Annotated in this window: 18 protein-coding genes and 2 pseudogenes; 18 read left to right on the top strand and 2 right to left on the bottom strand. The window is 37.1% G+C overall.

Annotation, left to right across the window (positions count from 1 at the left end; all coding sequences use genetic code 11):
• Nucleotides 1–228: 228 nt before the first annotated feature.
• A complete protein-coding gene (locus tag J2S08_RS00495; protein WP_307225601.1) occupies nucleotides 229–1,500 on the bottom strand; it encodes a replication-associated recombination protein A in 1,272 nt (423 codons plus the stop codon).
• Nucleotides 1,501–1,987: 487 nt separating this feature from the next.
• Between J2S08_RS00495 and J2S08_RS00490 the strand changes: the two genes are divergently transcribed.
• The 9 genes and pseudogenes from J2S08_RS00490 to recD2 all read left to right on the top strand — a co-directional run bounded on the left by J2S08_RS00490 (nucleotide 1,988) and on the right by recD2 (nucleotide 9,925).
• Entirely contained in the window at nucleotides 1,988–2,308 is a 321-nt protein-coding gene (locus J2S08_RS00490; protein ID WP_307225599.1) for a hypothetical protein, read from the top strand.
• Between the two features lie 121 nt (nucleotides 2,309–2,429).
• Nucleotides 2,430–2,609 (top strand): annotated as a pseudogene (locus tag J2S08_RS22715) (RNA-guided endonuclease TnpB family protein); the annotation flags it as partial.
• 1 nt (nucleotide 2,610) lies between these two features.
• Nucleotides 2,611–2,760: pseudogene (locus tag J2S08_RS00485) on the top strand (zinc ribbon domain-containing protein); the annotation flags it as partial.
• A 375-nt stretch (nucleotides 2,761–3,135) separates the two neighbouring features.
• Nucleotides 3,136–3,804 (top strand): YczE/YyaS/YitT family protein, encoded by a 669-nt coding sequence (locus tag J2S08_RS00480; protein WP_307225597.1) that lies wholly within the window; start codon nucleotides 3,136–3,138, stop codon nucleotides 3,802–3,804.
• Nucleotides 3,801–4,220, top strand: a complete 420-nt coding sequence (gene cymR / locus J2S08_RS00475) for a cysteine metabolism transcriptional regulator CymR (protein WP_307225596.1) — start codon at nucleotides 3,801–3,803, stop codon at nucleotides 4,218–4,220. The genes J2S08_RS00480 and cymR overlap by 4 nt, the downstream gene beginning before the upstream one ends.
• A 58-nt stretch (nucleotides 4,221–4,278) precedes the next feature.
• Nucleotides 4,279–5,412 carry a cysteine desulfurase family protein gene (locus J2S08_RS00470; RefSeq protein WP_307225595.1) on the top strand — a complete coding sequence of 378 codons (1,134 nt, stop codon included), beginning with the start codon at nucleotides 4,279–4,281 and terminating at the stop codon, nucleotides 5,410–5,412.
• 57 nt (nucleotides 5,413–5,469) lie between these two features.
• Entirely contained in the window at nucleotides 5,470–6,582 is a 1,113-nt protein-coding gene (mnmA, locus tag J2S08_RS00465; RefSeq protein ID WP_370875610.1) for a tRNA 2-thiouridine(34) synthase MnmA, read from the top strand.
• A gap of 245 nt (nucleotides 6,583–6,827) precedes the next feature.
• Nucleotides 6,828–7,493 carry a tetratricopeptide repeat protein gene (locus J2S08_RS00460; protein WP_307225592.1) on the top strand — a complete coding sequence of 222 codons (666 nt, stop codon included), beginning with the start codon at nucleotides 6,828–6,830 and terminating at the stop codon, nucleotides 7,491–7,493.
• Between the two features lie 35 nt (nucleotides 7,494–7,528).
• Nucleotides 7,529–9,925, top strand: coding sequence for an SF1B family DNA helicase RecD2 (gene recD2, locus J2S08_RS00455; protein WP_370875609.1), 2,397 nt, complete (start codon nucleotides 7,529–7,531; stop codon nucleotides 9,923–9,925).
• Between the two features lie 188 nt (nucleotides 9,926–10,113).
• Here the strand turns inward: recD2 and J2S08_RS00450 are convergent, their stop codons facing one another.
• The gene (locus J2S08_RS00450) at nucleotides 10,114–10,473 is read right to left on the bottom strand and encodes a hypothetical protein (RefSeq protein ID WP_307225588.1); all 360 of its coding nucleotides are present in this window, start codon (nucleotides 10,471–10,473) and stop codon (nucleotides 10,114–10,116) included.
• 671 nt (nucleotides 10,474–11,144) lie between these two features.
• Here J2S08_RS00450 and J2S08_RS00445 point away from each other — a divergent pair.
• The 9 genes from J2S08_RS00445 to J2S08_RS00405 all read left to right on the top strand — a co-directional run bounded on the left by J2S08_RS00445 (nucleotide 11,145) and on the right by J2S08_RS00405 (nucleotide 19,642).
• Complete coding sequence (locus tag J2S08_RS00445) at nucleotides 11,145–11,789, top strand: TetR/AcrR family transcriptional regulator (RefSeq protein WP_307225586.1); 645 nt, start codon at nucleotides 11,145–11,147, stop codon at nucleotides 11,787–11,789.
• Between the two features lie 34 nt (nucleotides 11,790–11,823).
• Entirely contained in the window at nucleotides 11,824–13,080 is a 1,257-nt protein-coding gene (locus J2S08_RS00440) for an MFS transporter (protein WP_307225584.1), read from the top strand.
• 363 nt (nucleotides 13,081–13,443) lie between these two features.
• A complete protein-coding gene (locus J2S08_RS00435) occupies nucleotides 13,444–13,962 on the top strand; it encodes a PRC-barrel domain-containing protein (RefSeq protein ID WP_307225582.1) in 519 nt (172 codons plus the stop codon).
• The gene (locus tag J2S08_RS00430; RefSeq protein ID WP_307225580.1) at nucleotides 13,934–14,122 is read left to right on the top strand and encodes a hypothetical protein; all 189 of its coding nucleotides are present in this window, start codon (nucleotides 13,934–13,936) and stop codon (nucleotides 14,120–14,122) included. The genes J2S08_RS00435 and J2S08_RS00430 overlap by 29 nt, the downstream gene beginning before the upstream one ends.
• A 247-nt stretch (nucleotides 14,123–14,369) precedes the next feature.
• Nucleotides 14,370–15,431, top strand: a complete 1,062-nt coding sequence (locus J2S08_RS00425; RefSeq protein WP_307225578.1) for an AI-2E family transporter — start codon at nucleotides 14,370–14,372, stop codon at nucleotides 15,429–15,431.
• Between the two features lie 520 nt (nucleotides 15,432–15,951).
• Nucleotides 15,952–18,585, top strand: a complete 2,634-nt coding sequence (gene alaS, locus J2S08_RS00420) for an alanine--tRNA ligase (protein ID WP_307225576.1) — start codon at nucleotides 15,952–15,954, stop codon at nucleotides 18,583–18,585.
• Nucleotides 18,586–18,665: 80 nt separating this feature from the next.
• Complete coding sequence (locus J2S08_RS00415; RefSeq protein ID WP_307225574.1) at nucleotides 18,666–18,938, top strand: IreB family regulatory phosphoprotein; 273 nt, start codon at nucleotides 18,666–18,668, stop codon at nucleotides 18,936–18,938.
• Nucleotides 18,935–19,351 (top strand): Holliday junction resolvase RuvX, encoded by a 417-nt coding sequence (gene ruvX / locus J2S08_RS00410; protein WP_307225572.1) that lies wholly within the window; start codon nucleotides 18,935–18,937, stop codon nucleotides 19,349–19,351. The genes J2S08_RS00415 and ruvX overlap by 4 nt, the downstream gene beginning before the upstream one ends.
• Nucleotides 19,352–19,363: 12 nt before the next feature.
• Complete coding sequence (locus J2S08_RS00405) at nucleotides 19,364–19,642, top strand: DUF1292 domain-containing protein (RefSeq protein ID WP_307225570.1); 279 nt, start codon at nucleotides 19,364–19,366, stop codon at nucleotides 19,640–19,642.
• The last annotated feature ends 15 nt before the right edge of the window (nucleotides 19,643–19,657 follow it).

Below are 19,657 nucleotides of genomic sequence, written 5' to 3'. Positions count from 1 at the left end.
TGTAGCATAAATCGATCTCTATTTTATCCAACATCTAACTGGCAGCAAGGCTCCCACTGGGTGATAACTAAAAGGCAAACCGACAAGATAAGGAAGGCTCTGATCGTGGAACATCGTCCTCGAAAAAATAATTCCTTTTTCGAGGATGTTGTGGCCTTGCCTTTGTTCTACTTCTTATGGGTGGGGGATGAGAGAACCCCCCACACATATGGAAGTTTCATTTTAATGTTATTGATTTTTAAGGATCTTTTCATACACAGATGCGAGCGCTTGTTCAAATTTCCCCGTTTTTTTAGGATTAAAATATGTTTTGTTCTTTATCGTGTCAGGCAAGTATTGCTGCAAGACCCAGCCGCTTTCATAGTTGTGCGGATATTTGTACTCCTGTCCTCTCCCTAAATTTTTTGCACCTTTGTAATGTGCATCTTTTAAGTGAAGGGGCACTTCTCCACTTTTTCCAGCACGGATGTCTTTTAATGCTTCATCAATAGCGGTTATAGCAGAATTTGATTTTGGCGAAAGGGCAAGCTCAATGACTGCATTAGCTAGCGGAATTCGCGCCTCTGGAAAACCGATTTTTTCCGCTGTTTGAATAGCAGCTAACGTTCTTGCTCCCGCTTGTGGACTAGCAAGGCCAATATCTTCATAAGCAATGACGAGCAAACGCCTGCTAATGCTAGGAAGATCGCCAGCCTCAATTAACCGTCCTAAATAATGAAGCGACGCATTGACATCACTGCCGCGAATTGATTTTTGAAAGGCACTAAGCACATCATAATGGGCGTCGCCATCTTTATCATGTACGAGGCTTTTCTTCTGCAGGCATTCTTCGGCAATATCTACATGAATATGAATAATACCTTCATCATTAGGGTCTGTTGAAATGACTGCGAGTTCTAATGCATTTAATGCACTGCGAACATCTCCATTGCTTGCTTGCGCAAAATGTTTGAATGCCTGTTCTTCAATTTGGATGGGATATGTTCCTAATCCTCTATCTTCATCTTGTAGTGCTCTTTCCAATGCTTGTTTTATTTCCGCTGTTGTTAGTGGAAAAAGCTCAAAAATTTGACAGCGGCTGCGAATTGCTGGATTAATGGCATGGTAAGGATTACTTGTCGTTGCACCAATAAGGATAATCATGCCGCTTTCTAAATATGGCAGCAAAAAGTCTTGTTTTGCTTTATCTAAACGATGTACTTCATCTAATAATAAAATAACTTTTCCGCTCATTTTTGCCTCTTCAACGACTATTTCCATGTCTTTCTTATTATTTGTCACCGCATTCAACATTCTAAATGCATATTGGGTGCTTCCGGCAATTGCACTGGCAATAGATGTTTTTCCAATCCCAGGAGGGCCATATAATATCATTGAAGACAACTGCTTTGCTTTTACCATTCTTGCAATAATTTTATCTTTCCCAACGAGATGTGTTTGGCCGACAATTTCATCAATAGTACGAGGGCGCATGCGAAAAGCTAATGGTTGTTGTTTCATTGAAACCTCTCCAAACTCATGTTCTAATATGTTTATCATAACAAACTTTCCGTACAAAAGCATCGTTGAAGATAGTAACATAAAGGTAATAAAAGGCGATTCGCCACACCACATAAGAGTGGGCGACTTCTCGCCTCATACAATAAGTATAAAATAATTATTTCATATGACGATATTATACATAGGTCTAGAAAACAAGAAATACATCCGCAACATTCCATCTTATAATAAGGGAGGTGCTTTATTGTAATAAATTAGGTTAAGGTTGTATTTCTATTGCTTTTTCCACTTGTTAGGGTTAATGCAGTAAACTAGGGCAGCTGCCCTGTCATCTTCCCAAAAAAGGCAAACAAATAGAACCGATCAGAACGAAAATCACATATATTTTTTCGTTCCTTTGGAGGAGTAGCGGGCTCAGAATTATTTTCCGTATACAGATAATAAACGATGAATAACAATTAATCATTTCCAAGAGGAGTTTTTTAATATGATCAACATAACTTCTACTCACTTACATTATAAAAACCAATTTCATTTGATAGATAATAAAAATACAAAAGAAGCTAAAGAAGTAAACGGCAAAAAGACTGAATCAAAAACTATAAAATATATTTTAGAAGGTGGTTTTATAAAAGTATATCTTGTAGGAAATGATGGTTCTAGGCAGTGTTTGAGAGCAATTCCGTTAGAAGATGCTGATCCCGCTATTTTATCCCAAGTGGAAAACATTACTTTCCTAGATATGATTATGTTTAATGAAATGCAAAATGATAAAGTGAAACAAGCAAAAGATAAGAATAAGAAATAAAGCTTTAAAGGAATCTTAATATATGGGAGTGTAAATACTAGACTTAAAAGTTAACCACCCTTAACACTCAATTTCACATCATACGTTTAGTCTTTAAATAAGGGTATCAAGTACTCTTTAAAAATCTATTGGATTCCCGAAATTCAAAAGTAAAAAAGGTAATCATCATAGCTACACAACAAACAATCAAAAAGGAACAATATATATTGAGAATAGCTGTATAAAACTACCAAAACTAAAAACACTTGTGAAAATAAAACAACACAGACAATTTTTTGGCTTGATTAAGTCTGTAACCATACTATGCAAGTAGTCAATTATGTTCTGAATGTGACTACCAAAATAAAGAAGTAAAAAACCTAAATCTTCGTGAGTGGACTTGTCCAAAATGTAATAGCCATCACGATAGAGACGTAAATGCAAGTAAAAATTTGCTGAAACTCGCCATGTAGTTGGTATTTTCTCTAGGGGTAGGGACTACCCTTATAGCTTGGTAAATATAGATAGCTAACAAAAGTATCTAGTTCCCAAGAAGCTCCCACTTCAATCAGACCGCAAGGTCGGATAAGTGGTGAGTAGTTCACCTGAAAGTACTTTAGCTTAAACGAGTTGCTTCTGTTTTATTCCCCATAACTAAATGAAGTTTATTGGGGAATAAATGTTCTATCAGTTCTTCTTTATTCCATTTTCTCTTCATTACTTGCCCCCCCTTATTCTTGATAACAAATTGTGACTCAAAAATCGTTCGTTTCCCTTTGCTGGCCTATATATGCTATAATATCAGAATAAGTTTGTTACGATGAACGAGCGAGAGTTGAGGCATAGAAATGAAACGTAGAGGCAATATGACAGCAAGGCTTTCCCTTTTTACAATTGGATTGCTAATCATGTCATTAGGAATTGTATGGTTGATTTTGGCAGATCTAGGGGCGACCCCTTGGGATGTTTTACATGTTGGTTTATTTTATCAATTTGGTCTGACAATTGGGTCTTGGTCCATTATTGTCGGCTTTTTTGTTTTAGGAATTTCCGCTGTTTTAATGAAGGAACGGCCGAAATTTGGAGCATTTTTAAATATGCTGTTACTTGGAATTTTTATGGATTTTTATTTAATGCTGCCTTTTATGGTTACTCCAAATTCACTATTTGGTAAAATAGTGATGTTCGTTTTAGGAATGTTGATTTATAGCTATGGGATGGGCATTTATATTTCAGCTCAGCTTGGAGCCGGGCCGCGAGATAGTTTTATGCTTGCTATTATGGAGAGAACGGGCTGGAAAGTTTCCCATGTCAGAAGAGGAATGGAAGTCATTGTCCTTATTATCGGCTGGTCTTTAGGCGGGCCAGTGCATGTAGGAACGATCATTTTCAGTATTTTAATTGGCACAATAGTTGGTTTTTCTTTGCCTCAATGTCAGAGATTTACAAATAAATTGATCGATTATTTTTTGAAAAATAAACAGAGTAAAGAAATAAAACGAGGTGTAAGCGGATGAAAATTTCCACAAAAGGGCGTTATGGTTTAACAATTATGATTGAATTGGCAAGAAGGCACGGCGAAGGACCGACTTCTTTAAAAACGATCGCGAAAACGCATGATTTATCTGAACATTATTTAGAACAATTAATTGCTCCTTTAAGAAATGCAGGACTCGTAAAAAGTATTAGAGGAGCTTATGGCGGCTACAAATTAAGTGATGAACCCGCAAACATTACTGCTGGTGATATTATCCGTGTATTAGAGGGGCCTATTAGTCCTGTAGAAGGAATTGAGAATGAAGAACCAGCTAAACGAGAATTATGGATGAGAATTCGAGATGCGGTAAAAAATGTATTAGATAGCACAACAATTGAAGACTTGGCACAATATACAGAAGATGATGGAACAGAGGGATACATGTTCTATATTTAAAAAGTATCCTCCCTCTATATTACTAAACTTCCTACAATATATGGAAAGAGGTGACAAAATGGAAAATATATACCTTGATCATGCAGCAACTTCTCCTCCTCATCCACAAGTAATTGAAAAAATGATCATGATATTACACGATTCTTTTGGTAATGCTTCCAGCTTACACTCCTATGGGAGAGAGGCGCGCAGGCTATTAGATGATGCAAGACTAGCTATTGCATCTAGTATTCATGCAGATTTTTCGGAAATTGTTTTTACGAGCGGAGGGACAGAAGCTGATAATTTAGCCATTGTTGGAACGGCTCTTGCAAAGCAAACTCAAGGAAAACACGTGATCACGACTTCCATAGAGCATCCTGCAGTACTTCAGACATGCAAGTTTTTAGAAAAAAACGGTTTTACGGTAACTTATTTGCCTGTAGATCAAACTGGTGTCGTTTCAATAGAGGATGTACGGAAAGCTTTGCGATCTGATACTATTTTGGTTTCTATCATGTATGGCAATAATGAAGTTGGATCATTGCAACCAATAGAAGCTATTGGAGAGCTTCTTCGTAATCATCCCGCTGTTTTTCATACAGATGCTGTCCAAGCATATGGCATAGAAACACTCAACGTTCAGAAACTAAATGTAGATCTTCTTTCGACTTCTGCTCATAAAATTAATGGCCCAAAAGGGATAGGTTTTTTATATGTAAAAACTGGCGTTAAATTAGCAGCTGGAATGTATGGCGGAGAACAGGAACGGAAAAGGCGTGCTGGAACAGAAAATATTCCAGGAATTGTTGGGTTTGCTAAGGCGGTAAAAATAGTTCAAGCCGAAATGGAGAATAACCGAGAACGATATCGACAATATCAACAGTTATTTCTTGACACCCTTCAGGCTCATGACATTTCGTTTGAGGTTAATGGTGATCTAGAACAGAACCTTCCTCATATTCTTAATCTTAGTTTTCCCGGCGCCGATGTCGAAACGCTTCTTGTTCAATTAGATCTAGCGGGAATAGCCGCTTCTAGCGGGTCGGCATGTACAGCTGGCTCTTTTGAACCATCTCATGTATTGGTTGCCATGTTTGGAAAGGAATCAAAACGAATACGCAATTCGATACGTTTTAGCTTTGGCTTAAACAACACAACGGAACAAATCGAAACAGCAGCTTTACAGGTGGTTAAGATCATGAAACGGTAGCAGTTAGAATAAGGTCCTCCAATTGGCATACTCGCAGTGAAAGGGTGGAAACAAAAAATGGCAAGTAAAAAAGAGACAAGAGTAGTAGTGGGAATGTCAGGAGGAGTAGATTCCTCTGTTGCAGCATTATTATTAAAAAAACAAGGCTATGACGTCATTGGCATTTTTATGAAAAATTGGGACGATACAGATGAATCTGGATTTTGTACAGCAACAGAAGATTATGAAGATGTGATTCGTGTCTGTAATCAAATTGGGATTCCATACTACGCTGTTAACTTTGAAAAACAATATTGGGACAAAGTATTTACTTATTTCCTCGATGAATATCGGGCTGGCAGAACTCCTAATCCAGATGTCATGTGCAATAAAGAAATTAAATTCAAAGCATTTTTAGAACATGCACTTCGACTTGGCGCAGATTTTTTAGCAACTGGCCATTATGCACAGGTTGTTTTTCGGGATGGGGAGTATAAAATGCTGCGAGGCATGGATGAAAATAAAGATCAAACTTATTTTTTAAACCAGTTAACACAATCTCAATTAAAGAAAGTATTATTCCCACTCGGACATCTTAATAAAAAAACTGTTCGTGATATAGCAGCGAAAGAAGGCCTAGCAACAGCAACGAAGAAAGATAGTACAGGAATTTGTTTTATAGGCGAGCGTAATTTTAAAGAATTTCTAAGCAGCTATTTACCAGCACAAAAAGGGAAAATGAAAACATTAGATGGACGAACCATTGGCGAACATGATGGATTAATGTACTATACGATTGGCCAGCGCCAAGGATTAGGAATCGGAGGAGCAGGAGATCCGTGGTTTGTCGTTGGAAAAGACTTAAAGGATAATGTCCTCTTTGTTGAACAAGGTTTCCATCATGAAGCGCTTTATTCTGATGCGATTACAGCAGTAAATGTAAGTTGGGTTTCTGAAAAACAAAAGGAACAAACATTTACCTGTACAGCTAAGTTCCGCTATCGTCAACAAGACCATGACGTAACGGTGCAAATGAAATCTGATCATGAAGTAGATGTTGTCTTTGCCCAACCAATTAGGGCGATTACTCCTGGACAAGCAGTCGTTTTTTATAACGATGAAGAGTGCTTAGGGGGAGGAACGATTGACAAAGTTTTTAAAAACAAAAAACAATTAATGTATGTCGGGTAAACTCAACAATAGTTGTATATTCAAAATATTACTTGAATATCCGCATGATCTATACAAGCCATGAAAAACGGCCAACATGTATGTATTAGAATATATGCAGCATTTTTCATGTGACTTGTATGACTCATGCCAAGGATTTTCAAGAATTTCTTGAATGTCCTCTATGATGGTTGAGTTTTTTCATGCTGATACTGCTTCCTATGGTATAATTCAATAAATATTAAGTATGGTCCGGAGTGTGGAAAATGGATAAAAATAAAGCTGGAATCGAATATTTACAAGCGGGAAAATACGAACAAGCTTTGCAAATGTTTACAGAGGCAATTGAAGAAAATCCTCAAGATGCTATCGCTTATACAAATTTCGGAAATTTATTAATGGCAGTAAACGAGCAGGAAAGAGCAGAAAAATTTTTCGAAAAAGCAATTGAAATTGATGGAACAATGAGTCCAGCATATTATAGCCTGGGAAATATTTATTTTCATAGAGAACAATATGAATTGGCTGCAGGCTGGTATGAAAAAGCTTTAGCAAATAAACTAGCGGGCAATGATGGGTATTATATGCTAGGGAGATGTTTTTTAGAATTGGATAAACCCCGATTAGCGATGCCGTACTTACAAACAAGTGTAGAATTGGATGAAGCGGATATTGATGCTCGCTTTCAATATGGAATTGCTTTAGCAAAAAATGAACTATATGAAGAGGCGCTTAAACATTTTCAAATAGTGACAGAAGCGGATCCGGAACATGCGGATGCCTATTATAACTTAGGGGCAGCATGGATCGGTTTTGAAGAAAATGCAACAGAGGCTCTTGCTTGTTTTGAAAAAACGTTAGCATTACAGCCAGATCACTTACTTGCTGGCTATGGAAAGAAAATGATCGAAGAAGCATTAAAGAAACAATAACGAAATGGCACTTTTTGCTCATTGGAAGGAGGTTCATGATGGATCATCAAATTGATTTGTTTTCAGAACAAGATAGCTACATAAAGGGTCGCCATCTTGTGACCATCTTTCACAATGAAAAAAACTTATACTCTGTCGTCCGTATCCGTGTAGTTGAAACGAGCATTGCATATAAAGAAAAAGAAGCTGTCATTACTGGTTATTTTCCAAAGATTCATGAGGAAGAAACATACATATTTTACGGACAGATGAAGGAGCATCCAAAATTTGGTATGCAGTTTCAAGCAAAGCATTTTAAAAAAGAAATGCCGCAATCAAAACAAGGAATCATCGCTTATTTATCTAGTGAACTTTTTTCTGGTATCGGCAAAAAAACTGCAGAAAGAATTGTTGAACATTTAGGAGAACAAGCGATTAGTAAAATTTTGGACAATCCGTCAGTATTAGATAACGTACCAAAGTTACCTTCAGATAAAGCTGCAACCTTATATGACACTTTAATGGAACACCAAGGCCTTGAACGTATTATGATCGCTTTAAATGAATATGGATTTGGGCCGCAACTTTCGATGAGAATCTACCAAGTATATAAAGATTTAACGCTGGAAATCATTGCAGAAAATCCTTACCGTTTAGTAGAGGAAGTGGAAGGAATTGGCTTTGGTAGAGCGGATGAGCTAGGTGCACAAGTGGGGATAAGTGGAAGTCATCCTGACCGGATTAAAGCAGGCATTTTATACGAATTAGAAGCAACCTGTCTTCAAGCAGGTCATGTGTATGTTTTGAAAAATGAAATGATCCCGAATGTGAAACAGCTGTTGGAGAAATCTCAGCCTTGTACCATTGAAATGTCAGAGATTGAAGCCGAATTGCTCCAACTTGCAGAAGAAAGGAAAATCGTGATAGAAGCGGAACGGATCTATATGCCGTCACTTTATTTTTCGGAAAAAGGGATTGTTGCCAGCTTGAAGCGTATGTTAGCACAGCAACAGTATAAGGATCAATTTCCTGAATCAGAATTTTTGCTTGCTTTGGGAGCTCTAGAAGAGAGAACGAGCGTCCACTATGCGGCGTCGCAAAAGAAAGCGATTCAAACTGCCTTAATGTCTCCTCTTCTATTGTTAACCGGCGGGCCAGGTACTGGGAAAACGACTGTAATCAATGGCATTGTTGAGTTATATAGTGAATTACATGGCTGCTCATTAGATCCAGCAACTTATAAAAAAGAAGAGGCTTTTCCAATTTTACTTACAGCTCCTACTGGCAGAGCAGCCAAACGAATGTCTGAGGCAACTGGATTGCCTGCAATGACGATTCATCGCTTGCTAGGAATGACTGGTCAAGAAAATTTAGAATACAATGAAGAGAAAATGTTGGAAGGAAAGCTGTTGATTGTCGATGAAATGTCGATGGTAGATACTTGGCTGGCACACCAGCTTTTGAAGGCAGTGCCTGATGAGATGCAAGTCGTTTTAGTTGGAGATGAAGATCAACTTCCATCTGTAGGCCCTGGTCAAATATTGAAGGACTTGCTTCAGGCAGACGTTATTCCTACAGTTCGGTTAACAGATATTTATCGACAAGCGGAAGGCTCTTCGATTATTGAAATGGCGCATAAAATTAAAAATGGCAATGTTCCGGATGATTTACTTGTGCAGCAGACAGACCGTTCATTTCTTAAATGTACAACGAATCAGATTCCCGAGGTTGTGGAAAAAGTTGTTTTAAGCGCCAAAAAGAAAGGCTATACTGCAAAGGATATTCAAATATTAGCACCGATGTACAGGGGACCGGCAGGCATTAATCGTTTGAACGAATTGCTTCAAGAAATTTTTAATGCGAATCCTGATGGGACGAGAAAAGAATTAACATTTGGCGATGTAAAGTATCGGATTGGCGATAAAGTGCTGCAGCTAGTTAATCAGCCCGAACAAAATGTTTTTAACGGAGATATCGGTGAAATCGTTTCGATTTTTTATGCAAAGGAAAATACGGAAAAGGAAGATATGATGATCGTGTCGTTTGATGGAATTGAAGCGACTTATACACGTGCAGATTTTTCACAGCTAACACATGCTTTTTGCTGCTCGATTCATAAATCGCAAGGCAGTGAGTTTCCAATTGTTATTCTTCCTATAGTGAAAAGCTATTACCGTATGCTTCGTCGAAAACTATTATATACAGCAATCACTAGGAGTAAACAATTTTTGATCCTTTGCGGCGAAGAAGAGGCTTTTCGTTTAGGAGTAAAAAGAGACGATGACTTAGATAGGAATACTTCCTTATTAGAAAAATTAATTTCAGAAAAGCAAAGCATTGTAACAAAAGAGGATTATAATTACTCACTTCCAATGCTCTTGAGTGAGGAAACGATGCTTGATATCGACCCGATGATTGGCATGGAAGACGTAACCCCTTATGATTATATGTAAGAACCATCATCCTAGATGAAACGAGGTTAAATCAAGGTTATTTTGTTGCATGACGAGGCTTATACGAGTGTTTTTTAAACACTCTTTTTTTATTTGGAATATATATTCCGAATAAAAAAAGACAACCATTTATTGATTGTTTATACCATGTACAATAATTACTTCTTTTCTCTCTAAAAAGGGTGGACTTAGACAGGCTTTCTTCTAAGAGTACGAATGGAGACTTCATGATCGCCTAAAATTTCATAAATGGATTTTTGATCCTCAGCGAGAGCATTTAGCTTTTCACTGTTTTGTTCCACTTTTCCATGGAGTTTATGAACATCCATACTCAAAGCATCCAGTTTAGCATCTGTTTCTTCTTGACGGTCAAGAACTGCCCTGATCAATTGCGTATGTTCGTCTAATTGAGCTTTCATCGATTTTTGTTCAGTTTTTATCTCTTGTATAGCATCTTTCATTTCTAGCATATCGGATTTCATTTCTTGCTGATCATTTTTTAAATCTTTTATTTCACTTAAAATTTGTTGCAAAAGTTTCTCACTCACTGTAGCTCCTTCCCCTTTCATTTTTATTTTATTTTTCTTTTTGATCTTATGGATTGGCATGGTTGTACTTTATGAAAACAATACAATAGACTTTATCCACTCAACTTTTAAATCCTATACATTTAAAGCCATTTAGCAAGGAGATTAGATGAATATACCGAAATGAATAGCAAAATTTGTAATGTTGTAGGGCTGCTCTTTGCTTTCAATCGTTCATGTATTTTAAGTTAATAGGAGTGCTGGAAGTTTTTTTAAGTTTTGCTTGTATGTTCCTCATGTTATAGACCTCCATCAGTCTTCATTCATTAAACCTAAAATAGCATTGTTTGCGATCATTTTCAATTGTTTTTAGGACGCGTTATTGTTTTTTGAGAATCTAACCAGTCATTTAAGTGAAAGTTAATCCTTATCCTATGGCCTAAATAGATTAAATTCCATGAAAATAACTTATTCCTTTAACAACCATAAGAAGGAAATCATCTTTATTTACGAACGGTTAAGATCCTTTTTTCGCTTCTAGAAAAGTTACTATAGGTTGAATTTTAAGGTTTTGAATGTGATGTTTTCATTCTTTTTATCATTTGAATTGCAAAAAAGTGTTGACTTTTTACTGGATTTAGCATATAAATACATTAGACCGACGGTCGGTCTAATGTAAAGGAGGAGCAACCATGAGAATCGTTAAAGAACACGAAGAACGAAAAAACGATATTCTAGACGCGGCTGAGCTGCTGTTCATTTCTAAAGGATATGTGAAGACAACTGTAAATGATATTTTGCAGGCAGTGGGCATTGCCAAAGGAACCTTTTATCACTATTTCAAATCTAAAGAAGAAGTCATGGATGCAGTTATTATGAGAATGATTGATGCCGGTGTAGAGACAGCTAAAAAAATTGCTGCTGATTCAAAGCTAACTATCCAAGAGAAACTTTTTCAAATCATTATGGCGCAAAGACCAAATAAAGAAAACAATAGAGAACAGATGATTGAGGAATTACATCATGTAAATAATGCGGAAATGCATCAAAAGAGTTTAGTAGAGTCTATCCGGCTTCTTTCACCTATTCTGGCAGAGGTTGTGGAACAAGGCGTTAATAAAAAAGTTTTTCAAACACCTTTCCCGAGAGAATCTGTAGAATTTTTATTAACATCATCGCAATTTCTATTTGACGAGGGATTATTCCATTGGCAGCCACATGAAATTTTGCAAAAAGCAAAAGCATTTATTTATATCATGGAACAAATTTTGGGTGCGGAAAAAGGCAGTTTTGATTATATATTTCGATTGTTAACTGAACAAGCTTCCAATAAATAGCGGAAAAACCTCATATTATAAAGGAGGCTTTGATATGCAGAATAATGATACAGCGTTATTTAATAGAAATTTTATCCTTGTGGTAATTGGTCAAGTCGTATCCATCTTAGGTTCAGCCTTGCTTCGGTTTGCGCTGTCTACGTATGTGCTTGACCTTACCGGGCGAGCAGACATATTCGCTGCTTTACTTGCAATATCAACGATTCCTAGTATCATTTTGTCACCTATCGGCGGAGCAATTGCGGATAGGTTTAATCGCCGAAATCTGATGATTTTGTTTGATTTTACAAGCAGTGCAGTTGTTTTGAGCTTCGTATTCTTCTTATTGGCCGGAAATGCTTCAGTCATTTTAATTGGCATTGTGATGGTACTGTTAGGAATTATTAGTGCTATGTACCAACCTGCAGTGCAGGCAAGTATTCCGGTATTAACAAAGGAAGACAATTTAGAAAAAGCAAATGGCATCGTAAATGGTGTTGGAGCTTTATCTAACCTTGCTGGACCAGTATTGGGCGGGGTGTTGTATAGTATGGTAGGAATTTATGTTTTGGTTATCGTAAGCTGTGTTGCGTTTTTCCTGTCTGCAATAATGGAAATATTCATTAAGATGCCATTTTCGAAAAGAGAGCAGAATGATCATATTGTCCCTACGTTATTTAAGGATATGAAAAGTGGTTTTATATATGTTTTAAAGCAGCCCTATATTCTAAAAGCAATGATTTTAGCAGCGGTGCTAAACCTGTTTCTGACACCATTTTTTCTTGTTGGCACACCGTATATGATGCGGGTTACACTGCAAAGCAGTGATGCCATGTACGGTATCTCTTTAGGGATTATTCAGTTCAGCAGTATTTTAGGCGCTTTGACAATTGGCATCTTTGCAAAGAAAATGAAAATCACAAATCTTTACCGGTGGCTGATATTGATCAGCATTCTAATCTTACCGATGGCGTTGGCAGTATCACCTTTAATAGTCAGACTTGGATATTTTCCATCTTTTATCCTTTTCTTTCTATGTGCTATTCCGATTGTAATGGCGATGACAATCGTTTCGATTTTTGTTATTACCATTGTACAAAAACAAACACCAAATGATCTCTTAGGTAAAGTAATGGCTATTATCACAGCAGTAGCACAATGTGCAGCGCCTATCGGACAGATTCTATATGGCGCTTTGTTTGAAGCTTTTAGTTTAAGTGTCTATTTTCCAATATTGATTATGTTTGCAATGATGTTATTGATTTCGGCTGCTGCAAAGGTGATGCTGCGAAATGAAGAGGTAATTGCCTAAAAGAGATTAAAAACTCTGGAAAGTGATCTAAAAAGAAATAAAGAAACTTTCGCTATATCTATATGATGCTCTCTTCTCAATTTTTTGTAACATCTTTTTGTGACTCTCTGCTTTGAACGTCTTTTTATTAACCAAGTCTGTTCAGGTAAAGATCCAAAAAGTGAAGTACGTAAAAAAACCGTCTACAATGCGCTCGGAGCTCCGAATGGCAAAATCGGCGAAAATATATGGGAAACGGTTCATTAATTAAGGAGAAGTTCATGATTATATAACATTGGCCGATGATTAGCATGGAAAATGTTACACCTTATGATTTCAAGCAGTAGCACAAACAATAACATTGTTCGGAAGGTGGGCTGAGCTTTGCGAACATATATGAATATTAAAGGTCTGCAAGTGTTTGACACAAATGGGAAGCGTTTAGGTACTGTCTGCGATGTTTCAATTTCAGCACAAGGTATGGTAACGGGGCTGCTTGTTAAAACAAAAGGACTGTTGGATAAAAAAATATTCGTACCAACAGAAAAAGTGTTGTCTTATGGGGATGACACCGTGATGGTAAAAGCAATGGACTCTTTGCCAACGTATAAAAAAAGACCAGGGGAATATACGATGACCTCCTTTCAACCGATTGCAAGAAAAAATATGCTTTCTTTCGATGGGGAACAATTGGGACAGCTAGAGGATGTATATTTTCTGGAAGAGGTGGGAACAATCATAGGGTACGAACTGACCGATGGTTTTTTTTCTGATATTACAAATGGGAAGCGTATGATCAGAACCATCCACCCCCCAAAAATTGGAGAAGATGCCATTGTCGTGTCGGTAAATCATATGCGAGGTGGCGTATCACATGCTGAAGTGCCCAAATTGTCAAAGTAAAGATCTTGGCAAAATTGGCCTTAACCAATACTATTGCTGGAATTGCTTTATTGAGCTTACTATTTCTGATCAAATCATTCAAACACATCAAGTCGAAGAAGATGGTACATTAAGTTCACTTGATGATTTATTTCATGTAGAAGAACGAAAATTAAGCTAGATAAAATGAAAAAGGAGGTGACTCAAAAGATGCAAAAGTGTCTTTTGATCACCTCCTTTAATGTGTTTACGTACGAAATTTAAAGCCGCTGCTGCTTAGGAATAGAGATGCTACGATGCTTTATTCATTTATTGGACTTATTTGTTTAAGGATAAAAATAAAGATAAACAGAAAAGATAAAATAAAACTACATTAGTGAAGGGACTGCTAATAAATGTAGGAGAAAGCAAGGAAGGTGAAAGTGAAAGTGAACAGATCTTGGATACAGTTGTTATACAAACTAGGAATCGTTTTCTTATTGTTACTTATTCTGTATATCGGTATGCTATTAAAGCCTTTTTGGTTTCCTGTTCTTCGTTTAATTGTTATTTCGCTAACGCCTTTTTTTATAGCAGGTTTTATTACTTATCTTTTTCATCCAATAGTTGATAGACTTTATAGCGCTGGGATTAACCGGGTTATTGCAATATTAATCATTTATACCCTTTTTTTTGGTGGTATTGGATACGGTCTTTATCGTGGAATCCCTATATTCATCGAACAAATAAAAGATTTTACCGAACATATTCCCACATTTGCTAGGCAATATCAAAATTGGCTGTCTGCTTTATATGCGGAAACTTCACATTGGCCTGATGGGATTCAGGAACAAATTGATAAAGGAATTGAACGGATCGAACAAAAAACAAATACATTTTTTACTAAAGTTAGCAATTATTTACTCAATTTCGCAGATGACCTTATTATGTTAGCCATTATTCCGTTTATTTCTTTTTATCTTTTAAAGGATATTGATAAAGTAAAGCAAACAGCTTGGTATTTAACACCGAAAAACTGGAGAACACGGTTGTTTCGTTTTGCCTCTGATGTAAATGATTCATTAGGGGCTTATATTAGAGGACAGTTATTTGTTTGTCTTTTAATCGGTGTCGCAGCAACTGTTATATTTTGGCTTTTGAAAATAAAATATTCCATTGTGTTAGGAGCGATCATTGGCATCACAAATGTGATTCCTTATTTTGGACCTTTAATTGGAGCGATCCCTGCACTGTTAATTGCAGCCACAATGTCAACTAAGTATGTCTATCTTGTCGCTTTCATTGTGCTTGTTCTCCAATTTGTCGAAGGGAATATTCTCTCGCCATTCATTGTTGGCAAGTCATTGAATATGCATCCACTCTTTATTATCGCTGCCTTAATTATTGGCGGGGAAATCGGCGGTGTGATAGGATTAATTGTTGCTGTTCCAATTGCCGCCATTATAAAAATAGCACTCCTTCACGGTCTTACCCATTTTTCTCGAAAGTGACTCGTAATGAATCCTTAAGTGAAGATAATGAAGCTAATATTTTTGCATGTACATGTTAATCTTCATTATAATGTTTTACAAGCCTAAAAAACGTACACTTTATTGACAAAAGAGAGAGGAGTTTTTATAATTCGACTTAGGACTATACTAATCCCTTTGAATTGCAAAATTTTAATTCATAATAAATATATGTAAATTGATGACGGGTACATCTGTTATATATCTGAACTAAAGCTTTTATACAGAGAAGAATTTCCACGGCTGAAAGAAATTCTAGCTTCAGGATAACAGAGAGCTCCCCCTGAGAACAGTTAAAGGCTGTCGTTTGCCGCGTTAAGGTGCTGAAAAGAGATAGTAATAGCAGAAGCGTGCACTGCTTCATTTTATTGCTATAATCAGGGTGGTACCGCGAGCAAGCTCTCGTCCCTGTCCAGGGATGTGGGCTTTTTTTGTTTTAGAAGACTTTTTAGAGATTAGAGGAATGATACAAGTTGCGTTCTAAAAGAGGAGGATGATGGAGTTGAAAAAATTAACTGGTTCAGAAATACGGACATTATTTCTAGATTATTTTGCAAAAAAAGGGCATAAAATGGAGCCCAGCGCATCGCTAGTTCCACATGAGGATCCTTCCTTATTATGGATAAATAGCGGTGTAGCAACACTCAAAAAATATTTTGATGGCAGAGTGATACCGGAAAATCCTCGAATTGTAAATGCACAAAAAGCGATTCGAACAAATGATATTGAAAATGTAGGAAAAACTGCTCGCCATCATACTTTTTTTGAAATGTTAGGGAACTTTTCTATAGGTGATTACTTTAAGAAAGAAGCAATAGAATGGGCATGGGAATTCCTCACTAGCCCTAAATGGATAGGATTTGATGAAAATAAACTTTCTGTTACCATTCATCCAGAGGATGATGAGGCTTTTACAATATGGCATCATGACATCGGCTTGCCTAAAGAAAGAATCATCCGTTTAGAAGAAAATTTTTGGGACATTGGAGAGGGGCCAAGCGGACCTAATACAGAAATTTTTTATGATCGTGGCCCTTCATATGGGGATGACCCAAATGACCCAGAATTGTTTCCTGGTGGAGAAAATGAGCGCTATTTAGAAATATGGAATCTTGTGTTTTCTCAATATAATCATAATCCTGATGGATCTTATACACCACTTCCAAAGAAAAACATTGATACTGGTATGGGTTTAGAACGAATGGCATCTGTTACCCAAAATGTGGAAACTAATTTCGATACAGATTTATTTATCCCAATCATTCAAAAAACAGAAGAAATTTCTAATAAAACATATCGTGAAGATAAAGAACAAGACGTAGCATTCAAGGTTATTGCAGACCATATTCGCACAGTTGTATTTGCTGTCAGCGATGGTGCACTTCCATCCAATGAAGGGCGAGGATATGTTTTAAGACGATTATTGCGTCGTGCTATTCGCTATGCAAAAAAAATTGACCTCCATGAACCGTTTATGTATCGTCTCGTTGGCATCGTTGCTGATATTATGGATGATTTTTATCCACAAGTAAAAACAAATACTGATTTTATAGAAAAAGTAGTGAAAAATGAAGAAGAGCGTTTTCACGAAACTTTGCATGATGGCTTGATTATTTTAGCAGATATCATTAAAAAGGAAAAAGCAGCAGGAAATCATATTATTTCTGGTCAAGATGTTTTTCGTTTGTATGACACCTATGGCTTTCCAGTTGAGTTAACGGAAGAATATGCACAAGAAGAAGCAATGAGTATTGACCATGATGGTTTTGAAAAAGAAATGGCACAGCAACGTGAACGTGCTCGGACAGCACGCAATGATACTGGTTCCATGCAAATCCAGGGCGGCGTTCTTGGAGATTTAATAATGAAAAGTGATTTTATTGGCTATGATCAGCTAAAGGCAAAGGTTAACGTTTTGGCAATTATTAAGGATGGAAATTTAATTGAAAAAGCAACTGTCGGGGAAGAAGTACAATTTATTCTCGATCAAACACCGTTCTATGCTGAAAGCGGGGGCCAAATTGCTGATAAAGGAACTTTATCGGCAGCCCAAACCGAGATCAGAGTAGAAGATGTGAAAAAAGCGCCAAATGGCCAACATTTGCATCGCGCGATTATTGAAAGCGGAGAACTTGCTGTAGGAGCAAGCTATGAAGCTGCAGTGGATGAGGATAGCCGCAATCGCATCATTAAAAATCATACAGCAACTCATTTGCTCCATCAAGCTTTGAAGGATGTCCTTGGCCATCATGTCAATCAAGCTGGATCGCTTGTTGCGCCTGATCGCCTCCGCTTTGATTTTTCCCATTTTGGGCAAGTAACAGAAGCTGAAGTCAAGAAAATAGAGGCAATAGTAAATAAGCAAATATGGGCAAGCTTGCCGGTAGTATGGGAGCAAAAACAACTTGAAGAAGCAAAAGCAATGGGAGCAATGGCTTTATTTGGAGAAAAGTATGGAGATATTGTTCGAGTTGTATCAATTGGAGATGTAAGCTTAGAGCTGTGCGGCGGCTGCCACGTAACAAATACAGCTGTTATCGGTTTATTTAAAATTGTTTCTGAAAGCGGGATTGGCGCAGGTACTAGAAGAATTGAAGCAGTCACTGGAGAAGCAGCCTATGAAGTATTGAATGAAAAAAATGAGCAATTAAAGGCCGCAGCCGACTTATTAAAAGTAAAGGAACAAGACGTTATTTATCGCATCGAATCGCTATTGAACGAAATGAAAACTCTGCAGCGTGAGAAAGAATCCCTAACTGCAAAGCTCTCAAATATGGAAGCTGGAAGCTTGCTTGATCATGTGAAAGAAGTCAACGGAATGAAAGTGCTTGTCAGTAAGGTTCAAGCTGCAGATATGAATAGCCTTAGAAAAATGGCAGATGAATGTAAAGAAAAAATCAAATCTGGAATTGTTGTATTAGGAAGTGTTCAAAAGGATAAAGTAAACATTGTAGCAGTCGTAACAAAGAACTTGGTTGAAAAAGGTTATCATGCTGGCAAACTTGTGAAAGAAGTAGCGTCTCGTTGTGGTGGCGGCGGCGGCGGACGCCCTGATATGGCACAAGCTGGCGGAAAAGAACCAGAAAAATTGCCTGCTGCATTACAATCTGTAGAAGATTGGATAAAATCCGTTTGATTCATGATCATTGTGGTGTACAATGAAGATAATGATAAGACTTGTCTTCTAATAGCTCAAGTTGAAGTGAGGTGTGCTTGATGAGCTCTTTCGATAAAACGATGCGCTTTAATTTTTCAGAAGATCCTTTAGAGCAAAATGTCAAGGATGTGTTATTAAAAGTATATGGAGCGCTTCAAGAAAAAGGTTATAATCCGATTAACCAAATTGTTGGATATTTACTATCGGGCGATCCCGCCTACATTCCTCGTCACCTGGATGCACGAAACATCATTCGGAAATTAGAACGAGACGAAATCATTGAAGAATTGGTAAAGTCTTATTTAAAACAACAGAGTGAGGATATGAAATGAGGATAATGGGTCTAGATGTTGGATCCAAGACAGTTGGCGTGGCGATGAGTGATGAGCTGGGATGGACAGCACAAGGAATGGAAACCATTGCTATTAATGAAGAGAACAATGTCTTTGGTCTTGAACGAATCGGAGAATTAATAGAAGTACATGATGTACAAAAAATTGTCGTTGGCTTCCCAAAAAATATGAATAATACTGTAGGACCGAGAGGAGAAGCTACACAAAAATTTGCTGATAGGCTGCGGGAATCATTCCATCTTCCCGTTATACTTTGGGATGAACGATTAAGTACAATGGCTGCCGAGAGAATGTTAATTGAAGCAGATATGAGTCGTAAAAAGCGAAAAAAAGTGATTGATAAAGTAGCTGCTGTTATGATATTACAAGGATTTTTAGACAGTCAAAAATGATGAGGTGAAAAAATGGAAAATGGTGAAAAAGTCTTAACGGTAGTCGATGAAGAAGGTAACGAAGAACTTTATGAAGTTCTGTTCACCTTTGAATCAGAAGAATTTGAAAAATCTTATGTATTATACTATCCTGTCGGTTCAGAAGAAGAGGAAGAGGTTGAGATTCATGCTTCCTCCTATATCGAAAGTGAATCGGGAGACCAAGGCGACCTAATGCCAATTGAAACCGATGAAGAATGGGATATGATTGAAGAAATGTTGAATACATTTCTTGATGAAGAGGAAAGCTAAGAAATAAAATAGAAG

Origin of the sequence: Bacillus chungangensis (genome assembly GCF_030812995.1) — a bacterium.
Classification (GTDB): domain Bacteria; phylum Bacillota; class Bacilli; order Bacillales; family Bacillaceae_C; genus Bacillus_CF; species Bacillus_CF chungangensis.
The sequence above is the reverse complement of the archived record's forward strand: the minus strand, read 5'-3'. Positions and strand labels throughout refer to the sequence as shown.

What these genes read in the sequence shown, in the direction of transcription:
- J2S08_RS00495 (WP_307225601.1), bottom strand. Translation starts at nt 1,500, where the DNA reads ATGAAACAACAACCATTAGCTTTTCGCATGCGCCCTCGTACTATTGAT.
- J2S08_RS00490 (WP_307225599.1), top strand. Translation starts at nt 1,988, where the DNA reads ATGATCAACATAACTTCTACTCACTTACATTATAAAAACCAATTTCAT.
- J2S08_RS00480 (WP_307225597.1), top strand. Translation starts at nt 3,136, where the DNA reads ATGAAACGTAGAGGCAATATGACAGCAAGGCTTTCCCTTTTTACAATT.
- cymR (WP_307225596.1), top strand. Translation starts at nt 3,801, where the DNA reads ATGAAAATTTCCACAAAAGGGCGTTATGGTTTAACAATTATGATTGAA.
- J2S08_RS00470 (WP_307225595.1), top strand. Translation starts at nt 4,279, where the DNA reads ATGGAAAATATATACCTTGATCATGCAGCAACTTCTCCTCCTCATCCA.
- mnmA (WP_370875610.1), top strand. Translation starts at nt 5,470, where the DNA reads ATGGCAAGTAAAAAAGAGACAAGAGTAGTAGTGGGAATGTCAGGAGGA.
- J2S08_RS00460 (WP_307225592.1), top strand. Translation starts at nt 6,828, where the DNA reads ATGGATAAAAATAAAGCTGGAATCGAATATTTACAAGCGGGAAAATAC.
- recD2 (WP_370875609.1), top strand. Translation starts at nt 7,529, where the DNA reads ATGATGGATCATCAAATTGATTTGTTTTCAGAACAAGATAGCTACATA.
- J2S08_RS00445 (WP_307225586.1), top strand. Translation starts at nt 11,145, where the DNA reads ATGAGAATCGTTAAAGAACACGAAGAACGAAAAAACGATATTCTAGAC.
- J2S08_RS00440 (WP_307225584.1), top strand. Translation starts at nt 11,824, where the DNA reads ATGCAGAATAATGATACAGCGTTATTTAATAGAAATTTTATCCTTGTG.
- J2S08_RS00430 (WP_307225580.1), top strand. Translation starts at nt 13,934, where the DNA reads ATGCTGAAGTGCCCAAATTGTCAAAGTAAAGATCTTGGCAAAATTGGC.
- J2S08_RS00415 (WP_307225574.1), top strand. Translation starts at nt 18,666, where the DNA reads ATGAGCTCTTTCGATAAAACGATGCGCTTTAATTTTTCAGAAGATCCT.
- ruvX (WP_307225572.1), top strand. Translation starts at nt 18,935, where the DNA reads ATGAGGATAATGGGTCTAGATGTTGGATCCAAGACAGTTGGCGTGGCG.
- J2S08_RS00405 (WP_307225570.1), top strand. Translation starts at nt 19,364, where the DNA reads ATGGAAAATGGTGAAAAAGTCTTAACGGTAGTCGATGAAGAAGGTAAC.